General features: G+C 54.4%; 20 protein-coding genes. 13 read left to right on the forward strand and 7 right to left on the reverse strand.

All coding sequences use genetic code 11. From position 1 onward, the window contains the following. Window positions 1–97 precede the first annotated feature (97 nt). From cmk to V8L71_RS14615, 6 genes are all read right to left on the reverse strand, one after another. Entirely contained in the window at window positions 98–796 is a 699-nt protein-coding gene (gene cmk, locus V8L71_RS14590) for a (d)CMP kinase (RefSeq protein ID WP_336269031.1), read from the reverse strand. Next, window positions 789–3,068: a bifunctional prephenate dehydrogenase/3-phosphoshikimate 1-carboxyvinyltransferase gene (locus V8L71_RS14595; RefSeq protein WP_336269046.1), complete on the reverse strand. Its 2,280-nt coding sequence runs from the start codon at window positions 3,066–3,068 to the stop codon at window positions 789–791. Before V8L71_RS14595 ends, cmk begins: the two co-directional genes overlap by 8 nt. A gap of 5 nt (window positions 3,069–3,073) precedes the next feature. Further along, window positions 3,074–4,165: a prephenate dehydratase gene (gene pheA, locus V8L71_RS14600; RefSeq protein ID WP_008957324.1), complete on the reverse strand. Its 1,092-nt coding sequence runs from the start codon at window positions 4,163–4,165 to the stop codon at window positions 3,074–3,076. Window positions 4,166–4,170: 5 nt separating this feature from the next. Continuing rightward, window positions 4,171–5,274, reverse strand: a complete 1,104-nt coding sequence (gene serC / locus V8L71_RS14605) for a 3-phosphoserine/phosphohydroxythreonine transaminase (protein WP_336274565.1) — start codon at window positions 5,272–5,274, stop codon at window positions 4,171–4,173. After that, window positions 5,258–8,014, reverse strand: coding sequence for a DNA gyrase subunit A (gene gyrA / locus V8L71_RS14610; protein ID WP_336274566.1), 2,757 nt, complete (start codon window positions 8,012–8,014; stop codon window positions 5,258–5,260). Before gyrA ends, serC begins: the two co-directional genes overlap by 17 nt. Before the next feature lie 153 nt (window positions 8,015–8,167). Beyond that, a complete protein-coding gene (locus V8L71_RS14615) occupies window positions 8,168–8,602 on the reverse strand; it encodes an acyl-CoA thioesterase (protein ID WP_336274567.1) in 435 nt (144 codons plus the stop codon). A 176-nt stretch (window positions 8,603–8,778) separates the two neighbouring features. On the opposite strand from V8L71_RS14615, the gene V8L71_RS14620 reads away from it, so the two are divergent. The 13 genes from V8L71_RS14620 to V8L71_RS14680 all read left to right on the forward strand — a co-directional run bounded on the left by V8L71_RS14620 (window position 8,779) and on the right by V8L71_RS14680 (window position 22,256). Further along, on the forward strand, window positions 8,779–9,708 hold the full coding sequence (locus tag V8L71_RS14620) for a recombination-associated protein RdgC (RefSeq protein WP_336274568.1): 930 nt from the start codon (window positions 8,779–8,781) through the stop codon (window positions 9,706–9,708). 67 nt (window positions 9,709–9,775) lie between these two features. Next, window positions 9,776–10,957: a 1-acyl-sn-glycerol-3-phosphate acyltransferase gene (locus V8L71_RS14625; RefSeq protein ID WP_336274569.1), complete on the forward strand. Its 1,182-nt coding sequence runs from the start codon at window positions 9,776–9,778 to the stop codon at window positions 10,955–10,957. Window positions 10,958–11,084: 127 nt separating this feature from the next. Then, window positions 11,085–11,366, forward strand: coding sequence for a hypothetical protein (locus V8L71_RS14630; RefSeq protein ID WP_176303569.1), 282 nt, complete (start codon window positions 11,085–11,087; stop codon window positions 11,364–11,366). Window positions 11,367–11,470: 104 nt separating this feature from the next. Continuing rightward, window positions 11,471–13,507 (forward strand): methionine--tRNA ligase, encoded by a 2,037-nt coding sequence (gene metG / locus V8L71_RS14635; protein WP_336274570.1) that lies wholly within the window; start codon window positions 11,471–11,473, stop codon window positions 13,505–13,507. A 100-nt stretch (window positions 13,508–13,607) separates the two neighbouring features. After that, a complete protein-coding gene (locus tag V8L71_RS14640; RefSeq protein WP_336274571.1) occupies window positions 13,608–15,206 on the forward strand; it encodes a sensor domain-containing diguanylate cyclase in 1,599 nt (532 codons plus the stop codon). Continuing rightward, window positions 15,203–15,784 (forward strand): electron transport complex subunit RsxA, encoded by a 582-nt coding sequence (rsxA, locus tag V8L71_RS14645; RefSeq protein WP_007114112.1) that lies wholly within the window; start codon window positions 15,203–15,205, stop codon window positions 15,782–15,784. The genes V8L71_RS14640 and rsxA overlap by 4 nt, the downstream gene beginning before the upstream one ends. Window positions 15,785–15,796: 12 nt before the next feature. Beyond that, window positions 15,797–16,393: an electron transport complex subunit RsxB gene (gene rsxB, locus V8L71_RS14650; protein WP_336274572.1), complete on the forward strand. Its 597-nt coding sequence runs from the start codon at window positions 15,797–15,799 to the stop codon at window positions 16,391–16,393. Beyond that, window positions 16,393–18,066 (forward strand): electron transport complex subunit RsxC, encoded by a 1,674-nt coding sequence (gene rsxC / locus V8L71_RS14655; RefSeq protein WP_336274573.1) that lies wholly within the window; start codon window positions 16,393–16,395, stop codon window positions 18,064–18,066. The genes rsxB and rsxC overlap by 1 nt, the downstream gene beginning before the upstream one ends. Next, window positions 18,063–19,103 (forward strand): RnfABCDGE type electron transport complex subunit D, encoded by a 1,041-nt coding sequence (locus V8L71_RS14660; protein ID WP_336274574.1) that lies wholly within the window; start codon window positions 18,063–18,065, stop codon window positions 19,101–19,103. Before rsxC ends, V8L71_RS14660 begins: the two co-directional genes overlap by 4 nt. Continuing rightward, the gene (gene rsxG, locus V8L71_RS14665) at window positions 19,100–19,747 is read left to right on the forward strand and encodes an electron transport complex subunit RsxG (protein WP_336274575.1); all 648 of its coding nucleotides are present in this window, start codon (window positions 19,100–19,102) and stop codon (window positions 19,745–19,747) included. The genes V8L71_RS14660 and rsxG overlap by 4 nt, the downstream gene beginning before the upstream one ends. A gap of 11 nt (window positions 19,748–19,758) precedes the next feature. Further along, the gene (locus V8L71_RS14670; RefSeq protein ID WP_336274611.1) at window positions 19,759–20,460 is read left to right on the forward strand and encodes an electron transport complex subunit E; all 702 of its coding nucleotides are present in this window, start codon (window positions 19,759–19,761) and stop codon (window positions 20,458–20,460) included. A gap of 71 nt (window positions 20,461–20,531) precedes the next feature. After that, window positions 20,532–21,170 (forward strand): endonuclease III, encoded by a 639-nt coding sequence (gene nth / locus V8L71_RS14675; RefSeq protein WP_336274576.1) that lies wholly within the window; start codon window positions 20,532–20,534, stop codon window positions 21,168–21,170. Window positions 21,171–21,182: 12 nt separating this feature from the next. Further along, on the forward strand, window positions 21,183–22,256 hold the full coding sequence (locus V8L71_RS14680) for a hypothetical protein (RefSeq protein WP_336274577.1): 1,074 nt from the start codon (window positions 21,183–21,185) through the stop codon (window positions 22,254–22,256). On the opposite strand, the gene V8L71_RS14685 is transcribed toward V8L71_RS14680, so the two are convergent. After that, window positions 22,236–23,312 carry a tRNA-queuosine alpha-mannosyltransferase domain-containing protein gene (locus V8L71_RS14685; protein WP_336274578.1) on the reverse strand — a complete coding sequence of 359 codons (1,077 nt, stop codon included), beginning with the start codon at window positions 23,310–23,312 and terminating at the stop codon, window positions 22,236–22,238. The genes V8L71_RS14680 and V8L71_RS14685 overlap by 21 nt on opposite strands. Window positions 23,313–23,392 lie beyond the last annotated feature (80 nt).

Below are 23,392 nucleotides of genomic sequence, written 5' to 3' on the forward strand. Positions count from 1 at the left end.
GGGGTGTTAACGCTGGTTAGACCTGACCGGGCTCACCGATGTGAGTTTAGTGCCCTGCCACGTCGTGACACCTATCCAAAAGCGCCGCAAGGGAGAATCACACGCCGCTTACCAGCCCTCTTTGGGCGAGCAGTTCGGTCAGTCGTTCAACCACTTCCGGTATGCTCAGACGCGTGGTATCAAGCGTAATGGCATCATCTGCCGGCTTGAGAGGGGCCACGCTGCGTTGCGTGTCGCGTGCATCGCGTGCCTGAATCTCCTTTAAAAGACTCGAAAGACTAGCATTCACCCCGGCTTCCTGCAACTGCAGATGACGCCGACGTGCCCGTTCGTCGGCACTTGCCGTCAAAAAAATCTTTAGCGTGGCGTCGGGAAACACCACCGTGCCCATATCGCGGCCATCGGCCACCAACCCTGGCGCTTGGCAAAAATCGCGCTGGCGCTGCAGCAATGCCTGACGCACAGCAGGAAGCGCTGCTACTTGCGAGGCACGCTCCCCAGCCTGTTCGGTACGAATCACCTGACCAACATCTTCACCTTCTAGTAGCGTTCGTGGCTGACCATCTTCAACTGGAAAGGCGACATCCAATTGCTCCGCTAAGCGGGCAAGCCCCGCCTCATCGTCAACGGCTACGTTGTGCTTAACCGCTGCTTGAGCCGTCAGCCGATACAGTGCGCCACTATCCAGCAAATGCCAGCCCAGGCGTTCTGCTACTAAACCACTAATGGTGCCTTTACCTGCCCCGCCTGGGCCATCAATGGTGAGCACTGGAACAGCTGAAGCGCGATCATTCATGCGCGCCCTCCACGTTAACGCCCATGCCAATGCGCGTGGCTAATTCAACGAAATCAGGGAAAGAGGTCGCCACATTGGCGCAGTCTTCAATCTCAATTTCTGCACTCGCCCGCAGAGATGCAATCGCAAACGCCATGGCAATACGGTGATCACCCAGGCTATCGATACGCCCACCGCCATAACTGGCCACCTCGGCATTACCGTTGCCGGTAATATCGATACCGTCATCAAGTAGCGTGTGCTTAACACCCAAGATGGCCATGCCATCCGCCATTGCCTGGAGGCGATCGGACTCTTTAACACGCAGCTCTTCTGCGCCTCTTAGGCGGGTTACGCCGTTTGCGTTGGCGGCAGCAATAAAGAGGGCAGGAAATTCATCAATCGCTAACGGCACTTGATCAACGGGAATATCAATCCCTTTAAGTGGCGCATAGCGAACACGAATATCCGCCACCGGCTCGCCCCCTACCTCACGCTCATTTTCAAGCGTTAAATCGGCCCCCATCAAATTCAGAATATTGATAACGCCGATCCGGGTGGGATTAATACCTACATGCTCAAGGGTAATATCAGAACCCGGTGTGATAGCCGCTGCGACTAAGAAAAACGTTGCTGAAGAGATATCCGAAGGCACATCGATCGGCCCAGCCGTTAACTTACCGCCACCCTGCAGCCAGCAGGTATCACCTTCTCGAGAAACCGCATAACCAAAGCCATTGAGCATACGTTCGGTGTGGTCGCGTGTGGGCGCTGGTTCACGTACACGGGTTTCGCCTTCGGCGTAGAGCCCCGCCAACAGCAAGCAGGATTTCACCTGGGCGCTGGCCATAGGCATATCGTAATAAATGCCCTTTAGATTAGCGCCGCCGTGAATTTTCAGCGGTGGGCGGCCGCCTTCAGCCGTATCAATGGTGGCTCCCATTAGACGTAGCGGGTCAGCCACGCGTCCCATAGGGCGCTTGGTCAGCGACTCATCGCCGGTTAGCTCACTATCAAACGCCTGACCTGCGAGCAGCCCTGAAAACAACCGCATCGCGGTGCCTGAGTTGCCTACATAGAGCGGCCCCGCGGGGGCTTTTAAACCGTGCATGCCAACGCCATGGATGGTGACTTTACCTTGATGCGGTCCTTCAATCGCCACGCCCATTTCACGAAACGCCTGCAGCGTCGCCAAGCTATCTTCGCCTTCCAGAAAGCCTTTTACTTCAGTAACACCCTCTGCCAGCGCGCCCAGCATAATAGAGCGATGTGACATGGATTTATCGCCGGGCACGCGCAGGCGCCCCTGGGCTTGACCGCCCGGCTGCACACGGTAGGTGACCTTACCTTGTGGTTGCATATGGTATTCCGCCTGATAGCTGGTTTTGTTCAATAAAGAGTCGAAATAGTGCCGGGCATGGCTCGCCCGATCGAAGGTGGCAATTAACGCATCGCTGTCACCGGTTTCTACCGCATGACGCAAGCGAGAAAGCCCTGCTTCAAAATCATCCAACGATGCTAAAACCGCCTGCTTATTGGCAATAAAAATATCCCGCCACATTACCGGGTCGCTTCCCGCGATACGGGTAAAATCGCGAAAACCGCCCGCTGCGTAACGGAAAATATCTAGCCGCTCATCCTGACGAGCCAGCGTATCCACCAATGAAAATGCTAATAGATGAGGTAAATGGCTAGTGCGCGCCAGCACTTGGTCATGGCGCTCAACGTCCATTTCCAGCACATCGGCACCGCAGGCTTCCCACAAGCTACGGACGCGCTGCAAGGCATCGGCATCTACGTTGGGCTCGGGCGTAAGTATCACTTTATGATTCACATAAAGGCGTGGATTCGCCGCCGCCACACCGCTTTTCTCTGAACCGGCGATGGGGTGCCCTAACACCATATTGGTGGGAACTTGGCCAAATACTCGCTCAGCGCAGGCGCGGATAGTGGCTTTAGTGCTACCGACATCAGTAATGACCACACTCGGTGACGCAGATGCCAGGGCACCCGCCAAATGAGTCATTACACTTTCCATCGCCAGCACCGGCACAGCCAACACCACCATAGTAGCGCCACTCACTTGCTCCGCAAGGTGGGTGCCACCTGAGTCGATCAGACCCATCTCTATACCGCGAGCAATTTCATCTTTATCAGGGTCACAGGCAACAATCTGCCCCTTAAATCCTGAAGCGCGCAGAGCTGCCGCAAGCGAACCACCAATTAATCCCAGACCAACAATTAATAAGCGCGACTCATGACAAGATGATGTTGTTACGCTGCTTCCAACCATTAACGTCACAGTACCCCTATCGGGTAGGAACCCAGCACACGCAAGTCCGCCGCCCGCAGCTGCACCTCTTCAAGCACCGCCGCGACCTTGGGCTCATCACGATGGCCTTTAAAGTCTATAAAAAAGACGTAGTTCCACACACCAGTGCGCGAAGGACGTGTTTCAAGGCGCGTTAAATCAATCTGATGGCGATGGAACGGCTCCAGTAACGCGTGCAAAGTACCCGGCTGATTGCGCATGGCAACCACAATAGAGGTTTTATCCTCTCCTGCCATGGGCACATCCTGGTTGCCAATAATCAAAAATCGCGTGGAGTTATCCGGGCTGTCTTCAATTTTTTCGGCAATGTGCTCAAGCCCATAAAGCTTGGCTGCCATATCACCTGCAATCGCCGCACTATGCCACTCGGTTTTGACTAACTTAGCCGCTTCCGCATTAGAGGAAACCGGAACTCGCTCCGCATGGGGATAGTGAGCATCCAGCCATTTACGACACTGGGCAAACGACTGCGGGTGCGAGTAGATACGCGAGACTTTATCGCGACGGGTCGTTTCACTGACCAGCAGATGATGGTGAATACGCAGCACCACCTCGCCACAAATTTTGATGGAGGAGTCCATGAAAGTGTCCAGGGTGTGATTGACCACCCCCTCGGTGGAGTTTTCCACCGGCACCACGCCGTAATGCACAGCGCCCGCCTCTACCTCGCGAAACACTTCATCAATCGCCGCCATGGGCAGACTGACTGCACTTTCACCAAAGTGCTTGAGCGCCGCCTGCTGAGTGAAAGTGCCCTCAGGGCCCAAGTAAGCCACTTTAACCGGCTGTTCAAGTGCCAAACACGCCGACATGATTTCGCGAAACAGGCGCGCCATCTCTTCTGAATCAAGCGGGCCTTTATTCAAGGCCATGATGCGCCGTAGCACCTGAGCCTCTCGCTCAGGGCGGTAGAACACCGCATCTTTGTCTTCGGCCAGCTTCACATGCGCCACTTGCTGGGCACAGCTGGCGCGCTCGCTGATGAGATTCAGAATATCGCTATCGAGCTGATCGATTCGCTGGCGCAGCTCATCCAGATTGATCGACGTGTCGGACATGGTGTTTAGCCCCTTGTTTGTTCGAAATCGGCCATAAATGCGATCAGCGCATCTACCGCAGACTCAGGCACTGCGTTATATAGGCTAGCCCGCATACCGCCCACGCTGCGGTGGCCTTTTAAATTGAGCAGCCCCGCCGCATCGGCTTGTTGTAAAAACGCTTTATCCAGCGCCGCATCGGCCAAGACAAACGGTACGTTCATACGCGAGCGATTGTGCTTAGCAATCGGGTTGCTATAAAAGTCGCTGTCATCAATCGCCTCATACAGCTTATCGGCTTTGCGCTGATTAATGGCGTCCATCGCGGCTAGCCCACCAATGTCATCTTTCAGCCACTGAAACACCAATCCCGCCAAATACCAGGCATAGGTGGGCGGTGTATTCACCATCGAACCCGCTTCGGCCAGCATTTTGTAATCAAACAGCGAAGGAATGTGGGCTTGGGCTTTGCCTAGCAAGTCGTCACGAACGACGGCCAGCGTTAAACCTGCGGGGCCGATATTTTTCTGCGCCCCAGCGTAGATCACGCCGAAATTGCTAACGTCGATCGGCCCAGACAGGATATTTGATGACATATCGCAGACCAACGGCACGCTAGCGCCATCGGCACGCTGAACATGGGGTGTATAGTCAAACTCCAAGCCGCCAATCGTTTCGTTCGACGTGTAGTGCAAATAGGCCGCGTCATCGCTAACGCTGATGTTATCCAGCGCGGGTACCGCCATGTGACCATTAGCTTCGCTGCTTGCAGCAACATGACAAGCGAAACCAAGGCGCTTTGCTTCGCTAAGCGCTTTTTTGCCCCAGATACCGGTCTGAATGAAGTTGCCGCTACCGCCCTGTCCCAGCAGGTTCATCGGCAGCATTGCAAATTGCATACTGGCGCCGCCCTGCAAAAACAGCACTTTATAGTTATCTGGCACGCTTAGAAGCTCACGAAAATCAGCTTCTGCACGCTCAGCAATGGCAACAAACTCATCGCTACGGTGGCTCATTTCCATTACGGAAAGGCCACGCCCATGGTAGTCCAGCAACTCTTCCCGGGCGCGTTCCAGTACGGCTACTGGCAGGGCCGCTGGCCCTGCGCAGAAATTATAATGACGTGTCATCAGTCCCCGGTTCCTGTGCGTCATCGGATGATTCACTCGCCTGAACGTCTTCAGGTCGCTCATCAAGGCTAGCCTCGGCACCCTCTTCGGCACCTTCCTCAAGAGCGGTCAGATCGACTTCGGCGGGCTCATCAACGCGAACGGTTTTGACTAATTTTTCTTCTTTACCCAGACGAATCAACATCACGCCCTGGGTATTACGCGAGGTGGTTGAGACCTCTTCAACACGCGTACGCACCAGCGTGCCACGGTCAGTGATCAACATCATTTCATCGCTGTCATAAACCTGCATCGCCGCGACTAGCGAACCGTTACGCTCACTGGTTTGCATGGCGATAACACCCTGACCACCACGGCCACGCAGCGGAAACTCTTCCAGACGCGTGCGCTTACCGTAACCGTTTTCACTGGCGGTCATAATGTATATCTGACCATCGGCGGTTTCGGCCACGACGCTCTCTTGCGCGCTATCCTGAGTTTCCTCTTCGGCATCCGCTTCAGCGTCGATTTGCTGGCTCTTGGGAATAATCAAACTGATGACTTCCGCATCGCCAGCCAGGCGCATACCACGTACGCCGCGAGCAGTACGTCCCATGGCGCGGGCTTTACCCTCTTCGAAGCGAATGGCCTTGCCGTTAGACGACAACAGCATGGCATGATCATTACCGGTGGTAATGGCAGCGCCAACTAAGCGATCCCCCTCTTCAAGGTCAATGGCGATAAGACCTACGCTACGCGGGCGCGAGAACTGTTCAAGACTGGTGCGCTTGACGGTGCCTTTAGCCGTCGCGAAGAAGATATAGTGCTCAGGATCGTAGTCACGGACCGGCAGGATGGCGTTAACCGCTTCACCCTCTTCCAGCGGCAGCATATTGACCAGCGGCTTGCCACGCGAGCCGCGGCTGGCGTTGGGCATTTCATACACTTTCAGCCAGTACACTTTGCCGCGATTGGAGAACAGCAGCACGGTGTCGTGTGTAGACGCTACCAGCAGGTGCTCAATTACATCTTCATCTTTCATCGCGGTGGCAGACTTGCCGCGACCACCACGGCGCTGGGCCTGATAATCCGACAGCGGCTGCGTCTTGGCGTAACCAGAGCGCGACACGGTCACGACCATGTCTTCTTCTGCGATCAAGTCTTCAATCGACAGATCCAGGTGGCTTGCCTGGATTTCAGTGCGACGATCATCGCCAAACTGATCACGCACGGCGTGCAGCTCTTCCCGGATCACTTCCATCAACCGATCAGGCGATGCCAGAATTTCAGTAAGCTCAGCAATTTTCTCAAGAATCGTCAGGTATTCATCGAGCAGCTTCTCGGTCTCAAGGCCCGTCAAACGGTGCAGACGTAACTCAAGAATCGCTTGTGCCTGGGCAGGCGATAACCGATACGACGTGGCCGCGGTGTTTAGACCAAAGCCCTCTTCCAGCTCTTCTGGCTTGCAAGAAGTAGCACCCGCCCGCTCCAACATGGCGGTCACTTGGCCGGGCTGCCAGGTCTTGGCGAGCAGCTTTTCACGCGCTTCTGCCGCATTGGGCGAGGCTTTAATCAGTTCAATCACTTCGTCGATATTCGAAATAGCGACGGCCAAACCTTCTAACAAATGCCCGCGTTCACGTGCTTTTTTCAGCTCATAAAGCGTACGCCGGGTCACCACTTCGCGACGATGGCGAATAAAGGCTTCCAGCATCTCTTTCAGATTTAGGGTACGGGGCTGGCCATTTTCCAGCGCCACCATGTTGATCCCGAACACGTTCTGCAGCTGTGTCTGAGCAAATAGATTATTGACCACTACTTCGCCGGACTCGCCACGCTTAACTTCTATGACCACGCGCAGGCCATCTTTATCCGACTCATCGCGCAGCTCAGCGATGCCTTCGATCTTCTTCTCTTTCACCAGCTCGGCAATTTTCTCGATCAACCGCGCTTTGTTTACCTGATACGGCAGCTCACTAATAATGATGTGATCGCGACCGGTTTTGTCATGGTGCTCAATGGTGTGACAGGCGCGAACATAAATACGCCCACGGCCGGTACGATATGCCGATAAGATACCCGCGCGACCATTGATAATCGCCCCAGTGGGGAAATCAGGGCCGGGGATATACTCCATCAAGTCATCCACGGTCAGCGTGTAGTCGTCGATTAACGCTAAGCAGCCATCAATCACTTCACGCATATTGTGCGGTGGAATATTGGTTGCCATACCTACCGCAATGCCCGAGGAGCCGTTAATCAGCAAATTGGGCGTTTTGGTAGGCAATACCGCGGGAATACGTTCAGTACCGTCGTAGTTATCGACCCAGTCGACGGTATCTTTTTCCAGGTCAGCGAGCAGTTCGTGGGCAAGGCGCGACATACGCACCTCGGTATAACGCATGGCAGCCGCGTTATCCCCATCAATCGAACCGAAGTTACCCTGGCCGTCGACCAGCACATGACGCATCGAAAAGTGCTGGGCCATACGTACGATGGTGTCGTAAACCGCGCTATCGCCGTGCGGATGGTATTTACCGATGACATCGCCGACGACACGCGCCGACTTCTTGTACGGTTTATTCCAGTCATTACCCAGTTCATGCATGGCAAACAGCACACGCCGGTGAACCGGTTTAAGGCCATCCCGCACATCTGGAAGCGCGCGGCCGATAATGACGCTCATCGCATAGTCGAGATACGACTGTTTAAGCTCGTCTTCAATATTGACGGGCAAGATTTCTCTGGCGATGTCACCCATGAAAGTCAGATCCTTTGCACTGCATTGGCACTGCGAGAGTTGAAAGCGCTTAAAAACACCGCCCCTAAAAACTCAATGGAGCGGCGCGCAAATACTGCACCATCATACCACTGCAAAAGCAGCAAGGGCAGCCAGGGAGCTCACCAAAGCCGTTTAGGGGGTAAATGCCTCTTTCGCCACTGTTAATGCAGCCAACGCGTCACGCACCTCGCCCTCAATGGCAGCGGCTTTATTAGCCCGCATATCCAGAAGCACGAAGGTCAAATCTGCCTGGGCAATGACGGTACCGTCTTTGCGCACGATGCGGTGGTGGCAGAGGCCGCTGCGTTCACCGACGTTAACGATGCCCGTCATAATTTCTAAATCATCGCCATGACGCGCCGCGGCCAAATAATCAATATTCAAGTTAACCACTACAAACGCCCGACCAGCCTGATGAAGTTCCTTAATCATCGCTGGGTGTTGATCAAAGTAATCCCAACGGCCCTCTTCCATAAACTCCAGGTAGCGAGCGTTATTCACATGACCATAGCCATCCAAGTGATAGCCACGAACACGCAATTGAACCCGCGATAGCGATGTACTCATAACCACTCCTACTGTTCAGTCAAACAATGTAATTAATTGGCGGATAGTATTTAGCTGGCAAACCCTAAATCAAACACAAGTTTGAAACACGTGCAACAGAGACGATTGGTGGCAGCCGCTGGTAGGAATGCCCCTCTTTCGCCATAATGTGCCACCTTTTGAACAGGATTGGCCTCATGTGGTTTAAGCACTTGCATTTATACCGCCTGCACGACGCGCCCGAGTTATCCAGCGATGCGCTCGCTAGCGCTTTACAAGAGCATGCCGCCAAACCACTCGGCAACGCTGATGCACGCCGCCTGGGCTGGACAGCCCCGGCTGGACGTATGGGCGGCGGGCAGTTAGTGCACGAAATTCAATCGCACCGCCTGCTTTCCGCCCTTCGCCAAGAGCGGCTACTGCCTGCCTCGGTTGTAAAAGAAGAGGTCGACGAGCTCGTCGCCGACATCGAAGCCAGCGAAAGCCGTAAAGTTACCCGCAAAGAGAAAACCGCGTTTAAAGAGCAGGTCACTGAAAATTTGCTGCCTCGCGCCTTTGTACGCAGCCAGAAAATCGACCTTTGGTGGGACACAAAAGGCCAAATGATTGGCATCAATGCCAGCTCGCGCACCCGTGCCGAGGATATTCTGGACTTGCTGCGCGAGACGCTGGGCAGCTTGAAAGTCACCCCGCTGAGTTCGCAAACGTTGCCCATTCGCGCTATGACCACTTGGCTGGGCGATGTGGCTAGCCGCCCTGCCGATCTGCAGCTGGGTGATCAAGTTGAGCTCAAAGCGAAAGGCGATGACGGTGTACTTCGCGCGCGCCAAGTCGATTTAGACAGTGATGAAATTCAGCAGTTACTCGAAAGCGGCCGCCAGGCCAGCAAACTCGCTGTGAGCTTAGAAGGCCGGTTAAGCTTCGTGCTGCACGATGATTTGGCGCTGAAATCGTTGCGCTTTGGCGATGCTCTCATTGAAGAGGCCGACCATGCGGACGATGGTGACGATGCGCTCGCCCGCCTGGAAACAGACTTTATTTTAATGGCGCAGGCGCTATCTACCGATATTCCACGCTTAATAGAGTGGCTTGGGGGCGAAACGCAGCGGGAACCCGCGGCGCAGTAAGGACTCTATAGACCTTCGACCTCGATGCTATTAATCGATACTTATTTTTTATTATCCAACGGTTCGCATGACTCATCACAATAACGCTACTAACGTCTCTACCGCGACAGACCCGTGGGCCGACATTCGGCCCTTTATGGATCATGAAGTAGCCGATGTTCTTGCCAGGCTCTCACGGGACAACGAATTGCTCGATGCCCTCACCCGCTTTCGGCTTCCACGCTTGGCGCGCTGGGCGCCATCGCTGGCGCGTGGCTTTGCCAGTCGCGCGGTCCGCCGTGAAGTGAAAGGTGTTACATCGATCTACGAATTTCAAATGCGCATTGCTCATTATATGGAGCGCATGATTCGTACCACCACCGATGAATTTGAAGTCACGGGGCTTGATAAGCTCGACCCCAAAGGCGCTTACCTATTCATAGGCAACCATCGCGATATTTCGCTTGACCCAGCGTTCGTCAACTATGCGCTCTATCAAGCGAACCGCGACACTGTGCGTATCGCTATCGGTGACAATCTGCTCAAAAAGCCCTACGTCACCGACCTAATGCGACTCAATAAAAGCTTTATTGTCCCACGGAGTGCACGAGGCAAGCGGGCAATGCTGGCAGCGTATCAACAGCTTTCAGCCTATATTCGCCATACGATTACAGAAGACCAGCACTCAATCTGGATGGCCCAGCGCGAAGGCCGGGCAAAGAATGGCATCGACCATACCGAGCCCGCTATTATCAAGATGTTAACCATGGCCAGGAAAGCGTCAGAGCGCGACATGGTGTTTGGTGATGCGATTGCCGAATTGAAGCTCGTGCCGGTATCGATTAGCTATGAATATGACCCCTGCGACGTGCAAAAGGCCCAGGAACTACACGATATTGATACGCAGGGCAGCTATGCCAAAGGTGAGTTTGAGGATATCCGTTCCATTGTGGCAGGCATTACCGGCTCTAAGGGCCGTGTGCGGCTGCACTTTGGCACGCCGGTCGGCGCTGATATGGCGACGCCAGACGAAGTGGCCGCGGAGATTGATCGTCAGGTGATTGGCGGGTACCGCCTCTTCCCCAGCCACTATTTAGCGCTTGAAGCATTGGGCGAAGCGCCGGAACTAGTAGCGCGTAAAGCGATTACTAAACAAGACAGGGAGCGCTTCAATGCACGTCTTGCCGATGTACCTGAGGCGTTAAGGCCATATTGGCTTGCCCAATACGCGAACCCCGTCAAGCACAAGGCCGGTCGATTGACGCTTTAAACCAGCGTTTTAAGCTGCAGGTTTAATGCCGTGCAACTCATGCCCGTTGGCAGAAAAAATGCTATGGTCAACGCATTGATTGGCTTCGCTTGGCCCTGTTGTCGTTCGCGATCCTAAGGAGACTTCCATGTCCGGTTCAGAAATCCAGAAAACACGTGTCATCAATGAGCTGCGAGGCTTTATTCGCAAATTGCTACAAGACCCCAAAATTCTTGAGCAATCACTTGTGATCGCTAGGCAGCAGTTGACCGAGGGCAATAGCTCAGCGGCCATGGCACGGATTGCTAACGAAATTTCAGACACCACTAGTGTGCATATACCCGAAGACCCTGCTGAGCACTCTGAGGCTGATAAGCTTTTTTTAGAACTGCTGCGCGAAGTGGTTCAAGAAGAGCAAGCGCTTTATTAACCGTTATTAGAAAGTAACGCTATCGGCGAAGCATTTAGCGACTTCGCCGTCTTTTTTGTTATCGCCTGATCGGCACCCTTATTCACTCGGAATTAACCTTCACCATGTCTACTACCGCCACGCGCAACATTTTGGTGACTAGCGCGCTCCCCTACGCCAACGGAGCCATTCACCTCGGTCACTTACTTGAGTATATCCAGACTGATATCTGGGTACGTTTTCAGAAAAGCCGTGGCCAGCAGTGCTACTACGTATGCGCTGATGACGCCCATGGCACCGCCATTATGCTGCGTGCGGAACAGGAAGGTATTACCCCTGAAGCGCTGATCGAACGGGTTTCCAATGACCACCAAATGGACTTTGCCTGTTTTGGCGTTGGATTTGACAACTACCATTCGACGCACTCCCCTGAAAATCGTCACTTCAGCGAGATGATCTATAAGCGTCTACGCGATAAAGGCCATATTGCCACGCGTGATATTGAGCAGATGTTTGATCCCCAGAAAGGCTTGTTTTTAGCCGATCGCTTTATTAAAGGCACCTGCCCTAAATGCGGTTCAGAGGACCAGTACGGCGACAACTGTGAAAAGTGCGGTGCTACCTACACCCCCGCTGACTTGATTAATCCCGTCTCAGCAATTTCAGGCGCAACGCCCGAAGTACGCACCTCAACCCACTACTTCTTTAAGCTGCCCGACTTTGCCGACTTCCTACAGCGCTGGATTGACGACGGCCACGTTCAGCCGCAAATCCGTAATAAGCTGATGGAATGGTTTGAGTCCGGTTTTAACGAGTGGGACATTTCCCGCGACGCGCCCTACTTTGGCTTCGAAATCCCCGACGCACCTGGCAAGTATTTCTATGTCTGGCTGGATGCGCCGATAGGTTATCTGGCCAGCTTTAAAAATCTCTGCGACCGCGAAGGGATCGACTTCGACAGCTACTGGAACAAAGACTCGAAGGCCGAGGTATATCACTTTATCGGCAAAGATATCGTCTACTTCCACGCGCTGTTCTGGCCTGCCATGCTGCATGGCGCTGACCTGCGCACACCTACCGCCGTTAACTGCCACGGTTTCCTAACGGTGGACGGCGCCAAGATGTCGAAATCTCGTGGCACTTTCATTAAAGCTGCCACCTACGCCGATCACCTGAATCCTGAATACCTGCGCTACTACTTCGCCGCAAAGCTTACCTCCAAAGTGGATGATTTGGATTTGAACCTGGAGGACTTTGCCGCCCGAGTAAATTCAGATTTAGTCGGCAAAGTAGTCAACATTGCAAGTCGCTGCGCCGGTTTTGTTAAGAAAATCGGCGGTGGCACTCTCTCGGCTCACTGCGCAGAACCGCAAATGGTCACCCGCTTTATTGCCGCCGGTGATGATATTGCCGAAGACTTTGAAGCTCGTGAGTTTAGCCGGGCAATGCGTAAAATTATGGAGTTGGCAGACGAGGCCAACACCTATATTGCAGATAAAGAACCCTGGGCATTGGCCAAGCAAGATGGCCGCGACGCTGAAGTGCTTGAGATATGTTCGGTCGGTATTAACCTGTTCCGGCAGTTGATGGTGTATCTAGCCCCCGTCGTTCCCACGATGGCCAAAGAAGCGCGTGAGTTCTTGAATGTCGCGTCTCTTGACTGGCACACTCGCCAAACGGTTCTGACCGATCACTCGATCAACAAATTCAAACCGCTGATGACTCGCGTCGAGCGCGATAAAATTGATGCCATGATCGAATCGTCAAAGGAAGATCTTGTGGAAGAGCAAAAGCTGAAAGAGGCGCCAAAAGGCCCGCTGGCGGAAGACCCCATTGCCGATGAAATCGACTTTGCAGCCTTTGCCAAGGTCGACCTTCGCATTGCGCGCATTGCGAAAGCCCAATACGTGGAAGGCGCCGACAAGCTGCTGCAATTGACCCTCGACCTGGGCGGCGAAACACGCAATGTATTCTCTGGCATTCGCTCTGCTTACGCACCTGAAGCACTGGAAGGTCGCTTGACAGTTATGGTTGCCAACTTGGCACCGCGTAAAATGCGCTTTGGCGTATCGGAAGGCATGGTGCTAGCCTCAGCAAACGAAGACGGCATCTATTTGCTCTCCCCAGACACCGGTGCCGAACCGGGCCAGCGGGTCACTTAATCACTAAAGAGCCATGCCAAAGGGGCAGAGGCTAAAAGCCTTTGCCCCTTTTATTTTTTGCAGCTGTCGTACATCGTCACCGTTTCGCTTAGGCACCCCTATGGTTCATCGCTTCTCTCGATCTTTGCGCTTTCGTTTTCTGGCCGCCTTGGGCGGGGTGTTATTACTAGCCCTTATTTCCTTAGCTGCCTTGAGCAAGTGGGTAATATTTCCCGCACTTCATAAGGAAGAGCGTGCGGTAGTAATCCAGGAGCTAGCGCAAATTGAACGCAGCCTCAATATCAGCCAACAGGAACTACTAGCCCAAGCGCGAGACTGGTCGATCTGGGACGATACCTATGAATTTATTCAAGGTAACTACCCTGGCTATACGGATACCAATTTTAGCCAACAGATGTTTGAAGAAATGCGCTACCAGCTAATGGCCTTTTTCAATGCGAAGGGCGATGTACATTTTTTAGCAGGCCTCAATCCTGCTACCGGCCAATACCACACTTGCTATACCGCAGAGCGTGAGTGCCGCTGGATGTCGGGGCTGATTCGCACGATGCAGGCTTCCATTAAAGAAGATCCAGAACAGGGCAAAAGCAGCCTGTATGCGGGCACAACGCCGCTAATGGTAGCGTCCAACCCCATTGTGAGAACCGATGAGAGCGGTCCGCCCCAGGGATGGCTATTCAAAGTTAGGCCAATGGACGATGAATGGTTGACGATCATAGAAGACTATACGGGGCTACCAACGACGCTTTCGATGGTGGAAGGCGGTATCAATAATGACACAGCCGTCACCATCTCAGGCAATACTATCCAGGCGCAGCGCTATTTAACTACTTACCCGCATAACGAGCAGATAGCATTGGGAACCCAGCTTAATCGCACCAGTTATTTGGCGAGTCTAGAAACGTTCCGCTACGTACTTTTATGGACAGCCTGCTTGATGCTATTAGTGATTGGCCTTGTTCTGCTGCTACTGGAGCGTATTATTCTGAAGCCACTCAGAACTCTGACTCAGTTTACGCAGCAAGCCAGCGTGGATTTAAAGGGATCAAGCCATCTATTAGGACGCGGCGATGAAATTGGCATCCTAGCGCGGGCCTTTCAAGACCAGTTCAAGCATCAACAGCAGCTGAATGCTGAACTCATCGAGCTCTCTACCCATGACCCATTGACCGGTTTACCCAATCGGCGATTATTCGATCAGCGCCTGCAAGAGGTGGTTAATAGCGCCTTGGCGTCAGGCCAACCGTTGTCGGTCATGATGCTCGATATCGATCACTTCAAAATGTTTAATGATCATTATGGGCATCCCGAGGGTGATATATGTTTGCAGCGGGTAGCACAAACCATGCATGACGTCGCCACTGCGCATGGCTTCTTTATCGCGCGTACAGGCGGCGAGGAGTTTAGTGCCATGATGTCCGCAACACCAGCTACCCAGGCATTGGAAAAAAGCCAAGCACTTAGTGACGCTATTGATCAATTGCAGCATCTACACTATATGTCGCCCGTAGCACCGCATGTTACCGTGAGCATCGGTATTAGCCAGTTGGGTATAGCAGGCATTCAGACATTCAGTGGATTAATGACCGCCGCTGACCAAGCGCTTTACGCTGCTAAAGCAGCTGGCAGACACTGCGCCAAGGTATATACACCTTCGCTCGCCAACGCCACCATTTCTTCGCACAATACGCCATCATGAGTGAGCTATTTATCATTTTGATCAGCACGGCGCTGGTCAATAACTTCGTGCTGGTTCAATTTTTGGGTCTATGCCCATTTATGGGCGTCTCTAATAAATTGGAGTCGGCCATGGGCATGTCCCTGGCAACCACTTTTGTGTTAACCCTGGCATCGGCTGCTAGCTTCGTGGTTTATCACGGGCTGCTAGTGCCGCTGGATGTGACATACCTGCGCACCATCAGCTTTATTGTGGTGATCGCCGCGGTAGTTCAATTTACAGAAATAATGGTTCGTCAATTAAGTCCACTACTACATCAAGTACTGGGAATATTCTTACCGCTTATTACCACCAACTGCGCGGTATTGGGCGTAGCGCTACTGTCGCTGAACCGCGAACTGAGCTTTTTTCATACCACCCTCTATGGTTTGGGCGCGGCGCTGGGTTTTTCGCTTATTTTGGTACTATTTGCTGCCATGCGTGAGCGTTTGGCAGGAGCGGATATTCCTAAACCATTTCAAGGTGCGGCGATTGCCATGGTGACCGCTAGCCTTATGTCGCTAGCGTTTCTCGGCTTTTCCGGATTAGTACAAGGGTGAAGGTAGCGCATAATGAGTGACACATTCGATGCTATCAGCATGCTTAGCGCCGTTGCGGTATTAACCGGCTTAGGCCTGGGTTTTGGTGCCCTGCTGGGCGTGGTGAGCGAACGCTTCAAGCGGGAAGATAACCCGCTAGTGGAACAAATTGATGCCCTGCTGCCGCAAACTCAGTGCGGCCAGTGCGGCTACCCAGGCTGCCGCCCTTATGCCGAGGCGATTAACCAGGGCGATGCACTGAATAAATGCCCGCCAGGTGGCGACACGACGATCCACGCCCTCGCTGATCTATTAGGCCGGGAGCCTGAGCCCCTGGACGGCGAAGCCCAAAGCGAAGCAAAAGTGGCGTTTATTCGTGAAGAGGAGTGCATCGGCTGTACCAAGTGCATTCAAGCCTGCCCGGTCGATGCGATTATTGGTGCGGCTAAGTTAATGCATACCGTGATTGAGGATGAGTGTACCGGCTGCGATCTGTGCCTTGACCCTTGCCCCGTAGACTGTATCGATATGCTGCCACGCACGGCACCGCTCACCCAATGGCAACCGGTAACAGCGCACTCTTCAAACATGATTGCCAGTGACCGCCAACCCGCACCAGGGGTGTCTTGATGTCGAACACCTTTGATTTCCCCGGTGGAATTCACCCGCCCGAGCGCAAACAGCGATCGAATCAGGCCGAGCTGATTGACGCGCCATTACCTGGCCGAGTGACACTGCCGCTGCAACAGCACAGCGGCCAGCCCGCCACGCCCTGTGTCGCGCCGGGCGATACAGTCAAAGTAGGTAGCGTCATTGCCAAGCGCGAAGGCATGATCTCCAGTAATCTGCACGCCAGCATTAGCGGCACCGTGAGCGAGGTTAACGCCACCCAAATCATCATTGATAGCGATGGTCAGGATGAGTGGCTCCGGTTACCCCGTCTCGACTGGCAACGTGTCGAACCCAATGCGCTACTTGAGCGCTTGAATGAGAGCGGGATTGTCGGACTCGGCGGTGCTGGTTTCCCTACCCATATTAAAGCGCGGGTAGTGGAACAGCATGACATTCATACCTTGGTGATCAACGCCGCCGAATGTGAGCCTTATATTACCGCCGACGATATCACGCTACGCCACTACGCTAACGACGTACTCGAAGGCGCCCAGATAAGCGCCAAACTGTGCGGCGCGCAGCATATCGTTATCGGCATTGAAGATAACAAACCCGAGGCAATTGAAGCGCTGCGGCAGGCGATACAGAATAGCCACCCGATTACCGTTGAGCTCAAGGTGATTTCTACCCGCTACCCCAGCGGCGGCGAGCGCCAACTCATTAAGCGACTGCTAGACCTTGATGTTCCCAGCGGCGGCTTACCCGCCGATGTGGGCGTGCTGTGCCATAATCCCGGCACTTTGCTGGCAGTGCTACATGCAGTGCGTGATGGTCAGCCGCTGGTGTCCAGAGTGGTCACGCTAACGGGCGAAGCGATCAGTCAGCCCGGCAATCGCTGGGTGCGGTTGGGCACCTCAGTTAAAGCACTGCTAGAACAGGCCGGACTAGATCACACAGCACTGCATCAAGTGATTCAGGGTGGCCCCATGATGGGAGCACCGCTGCTAACGCTCGATACGCCGGTTACCAAATTCACCAACTGTTTAATCGCGGCGACTATCGCTGAACTGCCCCCCGGGCCGACAGAATCGCCCTGCATACGCTGCGGTGAATGCGAAAGCGTTTGTCCGGTGTCGCTGCTGCCACAACAGCTGCACTGGTACGCCCGCGCCAAAGACGATGCCAAGATGGAGCGCTACCATCTGTTCGACTGCATAGAGTGCGGCGCTTGCAGCTATGTCTGCCCAAGCCATATTCCGCTCGTCGTCGATTACCGCGAAGCTAAAAGCCGCATACGCCTACAGCGGATTGAGGCAGCAAAAGCGGAGTACGCCAAGCACCGTTTCGAGTTTCGCCAAGCGCGATTAGCTCGGGAAGAGGCTGAAAAACAGGCACGCAAAGAGGCGCGCAAATCGCAACAACGTCGCACGCCGACCAGCGCCGCCGCTAGCAGTGAAAAGATCGATTTACGGGGCTTAAGAATTGCCCATGCCGCCGCCAAAGCATCAGTCAAAAAAGCGGAAAGAACCCTGGCACGCGTCGCCCAGGAAGATCCCAAACAGCCGTTGGATGATTTGGAAATGCAGCTTGCCACTGCCCAGGAGAACCTGAAAGCAGTCGAATCGCAACTTGCCCAGGCGAAGGAGCAGCAAGCCGCCCCTAGTCCCTCCCAAAGCGAGGAGTCATCATGAGCATGATGCACGCGTCAGGCGTAAACGACGCCCCCGTGACGACTTTCGTGCCGCCCACAGCAAGCTTAATGCGCTGGGTGATCGTGGCGACGCTGCCAGGCCTCGCCACCATGAGCTACTTCTTTGGGCTGGGCGTACTCAGTAATATATTAATAGCGGCGGCGTTGGGTGTTGTGCTTGAAGCTGCGGTGTTGCGGCTCCGCAAGCGACCCATTCGCGTTGCATTGAATGACGCCAGCGCCCTGCTCACTGCTATTTTACTCGGTGTTTCGCTGCCTCCCGCTAGCCCCTGGTGGTTGATCAGCGTCGGGATGATCGCCGCTATAGTGGTGGGCAAGCAGCTATACGGCGGCCTAGGTCATAACCCGTTTAACCCCGCCATGGTGGGCTATGCGCTGCTATTGGTGTCGTTTCCTTCCTACATGACGCTTTGGGCGCCACCCCAAGAACTCCTACCGCAGAGCTTATGGGCACAAATCACAGGGATGCTGCCTAGCGCCGAACTGGATAGCTTGAGCGGTGCCACGCCGCTCGATGCCTTTAAACACAAAGGCGAGGCTGTGCTTGCCAGCGAATTCTGGGCAACCAATCCATTGCCGGAGGGAACGCTTAATGCCTGGCGTTGGGTAGCCCTTGCTTGGTTAGCGGGTGGCATCCTTTTACTCGTAAAGCGAATTATTAGCTGGCACATCCCGGTAGCGATGCTGGGCAGCCTGTTACTACTTGCCACGCTTTTTTATCTCAGCGACCCAAGCCACTTTGCCTCACCGCTTTTTCACCTGCTCACCGGGGCGACGCTGTTTGGGGCATTCTTTATCGCCACCGACCCGGTCTCCGCCGCCACCAGCCGTCGCGGCAAACTACTTTATGGAGCCGGTATCGGCGCCTTGGTTATCATTATTCGCACCTTTGGCGGTTACCCGGATGCAGTGGCGTTTGCGGTGTTGCTGATGAATCTATGCGTACCGCTGCTAGACCTGTACAGCGTGCCACGTCCGACGGGGCAGCCAAAAAATTCCCGGGGTGAGCAGCCATGACGCTCTTCCAAGCCATGCAACGGGGCGCTTTCGCGCTGGGCACGTTTGCTCTGGTAACAGCGGGTAGCGTTGCCCTCACTCGTGCACTTACCGCCGAACGAATAGCGACCCATCAGTTGGCTTACCAGCACCGTCAGTTACAAGAAGTACTCCCCCAAACGCTGGAAAATATACCCATCGCCCAGGTGGTAGAAGGCACCTTTACGCTTCCCAATCCCGAAGCACTAGGATTGAAAAGCGATAGCCAAGGCTGGTGGGTAAGCGACAGCGAGCATAGTAACGGAGACAGTGCCGTCATTTTGCCGGTGGTCACAAGACAAGGCTATAACGGCGAAATTCGCCTACTGATCGGCATTGACGATCAGCAGCGCATTAGCGGTGTGCGCGTCACTCAACACCAGGAAACCCCTGGGCTAGGCGACGATATAGAGCGGAGCCGCAGTGACTGGATTACGCGATTTAATGGTTTAGGGTTAGCGAGTTTGCCACCGGAAGAGTGGGCGGTAGCTAAAGACGGCGGTCACTTTGATGCGTTTACTGGTGCAACGATAACGCCACGCGCCGTGGTGAATGCCGTACATGTGGCGCTGCAATATGCTGCCCAAACGCCGCTACCCATTAATTTTAAGGAGCCCGGCACATGAGCCTTCGTCCAATAGGCCAATGGCGCCAACTGGCCCGGGATGGGCTGTGGTCGAACAACCCAGCACTGGTTCAACTGCTGGGACTCTGCCCGCTGCTAGCCGTTAGTGGCAGTGTGGTGAATGCGCTGGGTTTGGCGCTCGCCACGCTGCTGGTAATGGTGAGCGCGAGCACCGCCATTTCAATGATTCGACACCAGGTACCCAGCGCGGTGCGCTTGCCCGCGTTCGTGATGGTGATTGCCGCCTTTGTGACCTGCGCTGAGCTGCTGATGGCCGCCTACGCTTACCCACTTTATCAGGTGTTGGGGATTTTTATTCCGCTGATTGTCACCAACTGCGCCATTTTAGGCCGCGCTGATGCCTTTGCCTCGCGCCAGCCGATCATTCCAGCGGCCATAGATGGCTTTATGATGGGGCTAGGGTTTGGCGCCGTACTAGTACTGCTGGGCGCCCTACGCGAGCTACTCGGCCAAGGCACGCTCTTTAGCGATATGGCGCTGCTGTTTGGACCTCAAGCCGCTAACTGGCAGCTGACGATAGCCGACGATTATCAATTCCTATTTTTTGTGCTGCCACCTGGCGCTTTTTTTGTGGCAGGCATGTTAATCGCACTGAAAAATGTCATTGATCAGCGCAGCGCGGCGCGTACCAAACCAGCAGCCGCAACGCCACGGCCTGAGCGGCGTGTGCGCGTCACCGGCACAATTAAATAGCTGAGCTGCCCCAAAATAGATGTGTAAACAGCTGTCCGTATTCATCATTCGTATTGATTAAGAGACCCGCCATGAATGCCCAAAAGCGTCATGAAATTTTTGCTCGCCTTCAGGCAGAGAACCCGCACCCGACTACCGAGCTTAACTGGAGTTCACCGTTTGAGCTGCTAGCCGCCGTGCTGCTCTCCGCTCAAGCCACCGATGTGGGCGTCAATAAGGCCACGGCACGGCTCTACCCGGTAGCGAATACTCCCCAAGCGATCATTGATTTGGGTATCGACGAGCTGAAAGCGCACATCAAAACCATCGGCTTATACAACACCAAAGCCGAAAACCTGATGAAAACCTGTCATATGCTGGTCAACCTACATGGCGGCGAAGTGCCCAATACCCGCCAAGCGTTAGAAGCCCTGCCTGGTGTAGGCCGCAAAACTGCCAATGTGATTCTCAACACGGCGTTTGGCCAGCCCACCATGGCGGTGGATACGCATATTTTCAGGGTCGCTAATCGTACCGGCATCGCCAAAGGCAAAGATGTTGTCGAGGTGGAGCAAAAACTGCTGCGCCATGTGCCCAAAGCATTTCTGCAAGATGCTCATCACTGGTTGATTCTGCACGGTCGCTACACTTGCATTGCCCGCAAACCGCGCTGCGGTAGCTGCATTATTGAGGATCTATGCGACTATAAAGACAAAACCGAAATCGCCTAGACGGAGTCCCCCATGCCTACCCCTGCCACGCTTCTGCATGATCAGCCCATTGAACAGCGTATTGATGCGCTACTGGATCTGTCACGGCAACACGCCGAGCATTTCTGTAGTCCAGGGGCATGGCTGGCACGGCAACGTTATATGGCACAACACCCGACATCTATCGTCGTCATGAAGTGCATGGATGGGCGCATTCATATTCCCCACGCCACGCGCACACCGTTAGGGATCATTACGCCGTTTCGTAACCTGGGCGGCATTTTTGATCTAGGCTGGCCCTACCTGGGGGAACTGCTGACTGAGACGGTAGTCGACGCCGCTCAGGCGGGGCGCAGCACGCTAATGCTGATCACCTACCACTTTTCCCATGGCAACCCAGCCCGCGGCTGCGCCGGGTTTAACTGCGATACCCAAGCGGCGAAAGCACACGCCTATGCCATTGCCGAGCAGGCGGGCAAGCTATTTGGCCACGACCACCAACAGGTTTACCCGCTGGTGTGCGGCTTTGAAACCGACAGCGATGCGCTGGTGATTCATGGCCAAGACGGCACCACCCTTGATGTCAGCGAGTGGATTGGCCGGGCCCCAGAAGGATTAAGCAGTCAACTGAACGCCCTTTGCCCCGATATGCCCCATGACATGCAGCGCGATTTGTTGCCTCTGCTGGAAGGTAACCTTGCCCACGTTAGCGAATTGCATGGCGTCGAGCGGGAGCTCGATATCGAGCACCGCGAATGGGTGATCTGCATCGGCCGGGGCTTTGATTTTCTGCACCTACCCAATACCGCCCTGATTATTGGCCCTTACGGGCCGGACTTAGCGGTGCCCATTGGTACGGCAGCCACCATCATTGACACCAATATGCGCGCCGGACGCATCCCAGATGATGGCTTTATGCTGCTGGCTTCGACCCCTTACCAGCACAGCGGCGTCGACCGCGCTCGTGCAGAGCTTAAATCACACTTTCTATCCGAGTTTGCCGAGCAGGTGATTCGCCGTGAGCACCCAACGCTTGCGCAAAAGATGCGTCGCCATACTGCCGTGGTGCATTGGCCGACGCGGCGATTAGACCGGCTCGACGGATAGAAGCTGGCGGTAGGCCTCGCGCCAAGCAGGCCACTCCCAAACCGAAGTATCAAGGGGTACGGGACGCGCAGCTGGATTTGTCAGCCAGGCATTGAGTCGCTCATACAGCCCTTCCCGAGTGCCGTCGTAGCGGTAGTCAGGTGAATATAAAGCAGGGAAGCAAAGCCGATCCGGCACTAGGGGCAGCGCCCCGCGCTGAGCCGCTTCCATAATCGCCAAGCCCTGGAACTCATGCCAGGTAGTCGAAACCACGATGCCTGCGCTATCGAGCAATTCGCGATACAACTCCTCGGGCTGAGGGCCCCAAGCCACAATATGCCTGGCTAATCGCTGCTCGGCCTCATCAAAAATGGCCGGTGCTTGGCGAAAACGCTGGCCCAGCACTGCCAGCTCAAACGCCACTCCAGCATCGCTTAACGCGAACAGCACGGCAAAGAAGTCATCAGGATTTTTGTCATACTCCCAGCGGTGATTCCAAACAATGCGCTGTGGCACTGTTTTTTGAACACCCGTTTGCTGTCGCGATGTTGAGCTATCAGAAATGGGTACTAGTAAAACCTGAGACCGCTCGCGCAGCGCTTCCAATGGCTTCGCTGCGGGAAGATTTTCAGGCATTTTTTTCAAAAACGCTCGCGCACCATCGATAAAGGAGTCCCGATTATAGGCACTGTTAAATACCACGCTATCCGCCGCTAACGCCGTGTAGAGATTAACCATTTTGGCCTCTACTTGGGGTATCTGATCGCTAGACTCGGGATAGGCAAACTGGTTTTCGTGAAAATAGACGATCTTCTTGGCTCGCCCAAGGTGCGGAAACAGCCCTATTAGCGTCGCCAGATCCACCATCGAAGTGGCAAGCACCACCTCATACGACTGACTAAGAGTATCGTGCTCTTTCAACATCCAGCTCAGTGGGTTGCCACGAATGCGCCAGGCAAAATGACGGGGTGGTAAGGTCAAAAGCGTCCACGACACCTCATCAAGCTGCGCTATTAAACTTTGCGCCCAATAGCGATGACTCACAGCCTCGTAGGCGGATAACAGTAGTACGCGCATTGGCAGCCTTAGCAGTAGATCATTGGTCAGCCACAACACGTGAGGGTTTGTACGAAAAATCGGCGAGCGCAGGCAATTTT

Origin of the sequence: Vreelandella indica (assembly GCF_037070225.1) — a bacterium.
Taxonomy (GTDB): Bacteria; Pseudomonadota; Gammaproteobacteria; order Pseudomonadales; family Halomonadaceae; genus Vreelandella; species Vreelandella arctica.

Bases quoted from the DNA above. Each gene is read 5' to 3' on its own strand.
- metG (WP_336274570.1), top strand. From the start codon at position 11,471: ATGTCTACTACCGCCACGCGCAACATTTTGGTGACTAGCGCGCTCCCC.
- V8L71_RS14620 (WP_336274568.1), top strand. From the start codon at position 8,779: ATGTGGTTTAAGCACTTGCATTTATACCGCCTGCACGACGCGCCCGAG.
- rsxA (WP_007114112.1), top strand. From the start codon at position 15,203: ATGAGTGAGCTATTTATCATTTTGATCAGCACGGCGCTGGTCAATAAC.
- V8L71_RS14615 (WP_336274567.1), bottom strand. From the start codon at position 8,602: ATGAGTACATCGCTATCGCGGGTTCAATTGCGTGTTCGTGGCTATCAC.
- serC (WP_336274565.1), bottom strand. From the start codon at position 5,274: ATGACACGTCATTATAATTTCTGCGCAGGGCCAGCGGCCCTGCCAGTA.
- V8L71_RS14660 (WP_336274574.1), top strand. From the start codon at position 18,063: ATGAGCATGATGCACGCGTCAGGCGTAAACGACGCCCCCGTGACGACT.
- nth (WP_336274576.1), top strand. From the start codon at position 20,532: ATGAATGCCCAAAAGCGTCATGAAATTTTTGCTCGCCTTCAGGCAGAG.
- rsxB (WP_336274572.1), top strand. From the start codon at position 15,797: ATGAGTGACACATTCGATGCTATCAGCATGCTTAGCGCCGTTGCGGTA.
- pheA (WP_008957324.1), bottom strand. From the start codon at position 4,165: ATGTCCGACACGTCGATCAATCTGGATGAGCTGCGCCAGCGAATCGAT.
- V8L71_RS14685 (WP_336274578.1), bottom strand. From the start codon at position 23,312: ATGCGCGTACTACTGTTATCCGCCTACGAGGCTGTGAGTCATCGCTAT.
- V8L71_RS14680 (WP_336274577.1), top strand. From the start codon at position 21,183: ATGCCTACCCCTGCCACGCTTCTGCATGATCAGCCCATTGAACAGCGT.
- gyrA (WP_336274566.1), bottom strand. From the start codon at position 8,014: ATGGGTGACATCGCCAGAGAAATCTTGCCCGTCAATATTGAAGACGAG.
- rsxG (WP_336274575.1), top strand. From the start codon at position 19,100: ATGACGCTCTTCCAAGCCATGCAACGGGGCGCTTTCGCGCTGGGCACG.
- V8L71_RS14640 (WP_336274571.1), top strand. From the start codon at position 13,608: ATGGTTCATCGCTTCTCTCGATCTTTGCGCTTTCGTTTTCTGGCCGCC.
- V8L71_RS14625 (WP_336274569.1), top strand. From the start codon at position 9,776: ATGACTCATCACAATAACGCTACTAACGTCTCTACCGCGACAGACCCG.
- rsxC (WP_336274573.1), top strand. From the start codon at position 16,393: ATGTCGAACACCTTTGATTTCCCCGGTGGAATTCACCCGCCCGAGCGC.
- V8L71_RS14595 (WP_336269046.1), bottom strand. From the start codon at position 3,068: ATGGTTGGAAGCAGCGTAACAACATCATCTTGTCATGAGTCGCGCTTA.
- cmk (WP_336269031.1), bottom strand. From the start codon at position 796: ATGAATGATCGCGCTTCAGCTGTTCCAGTGCTCACCATTGATGGCCCA.
- V8L71_RS14630 (WP_176303569.1), top strand. From the start codon at position 11,085: ATGTCCGGTTCAGAAATCCAGAAAACACGTGTCATCAATGAGCTGCGA.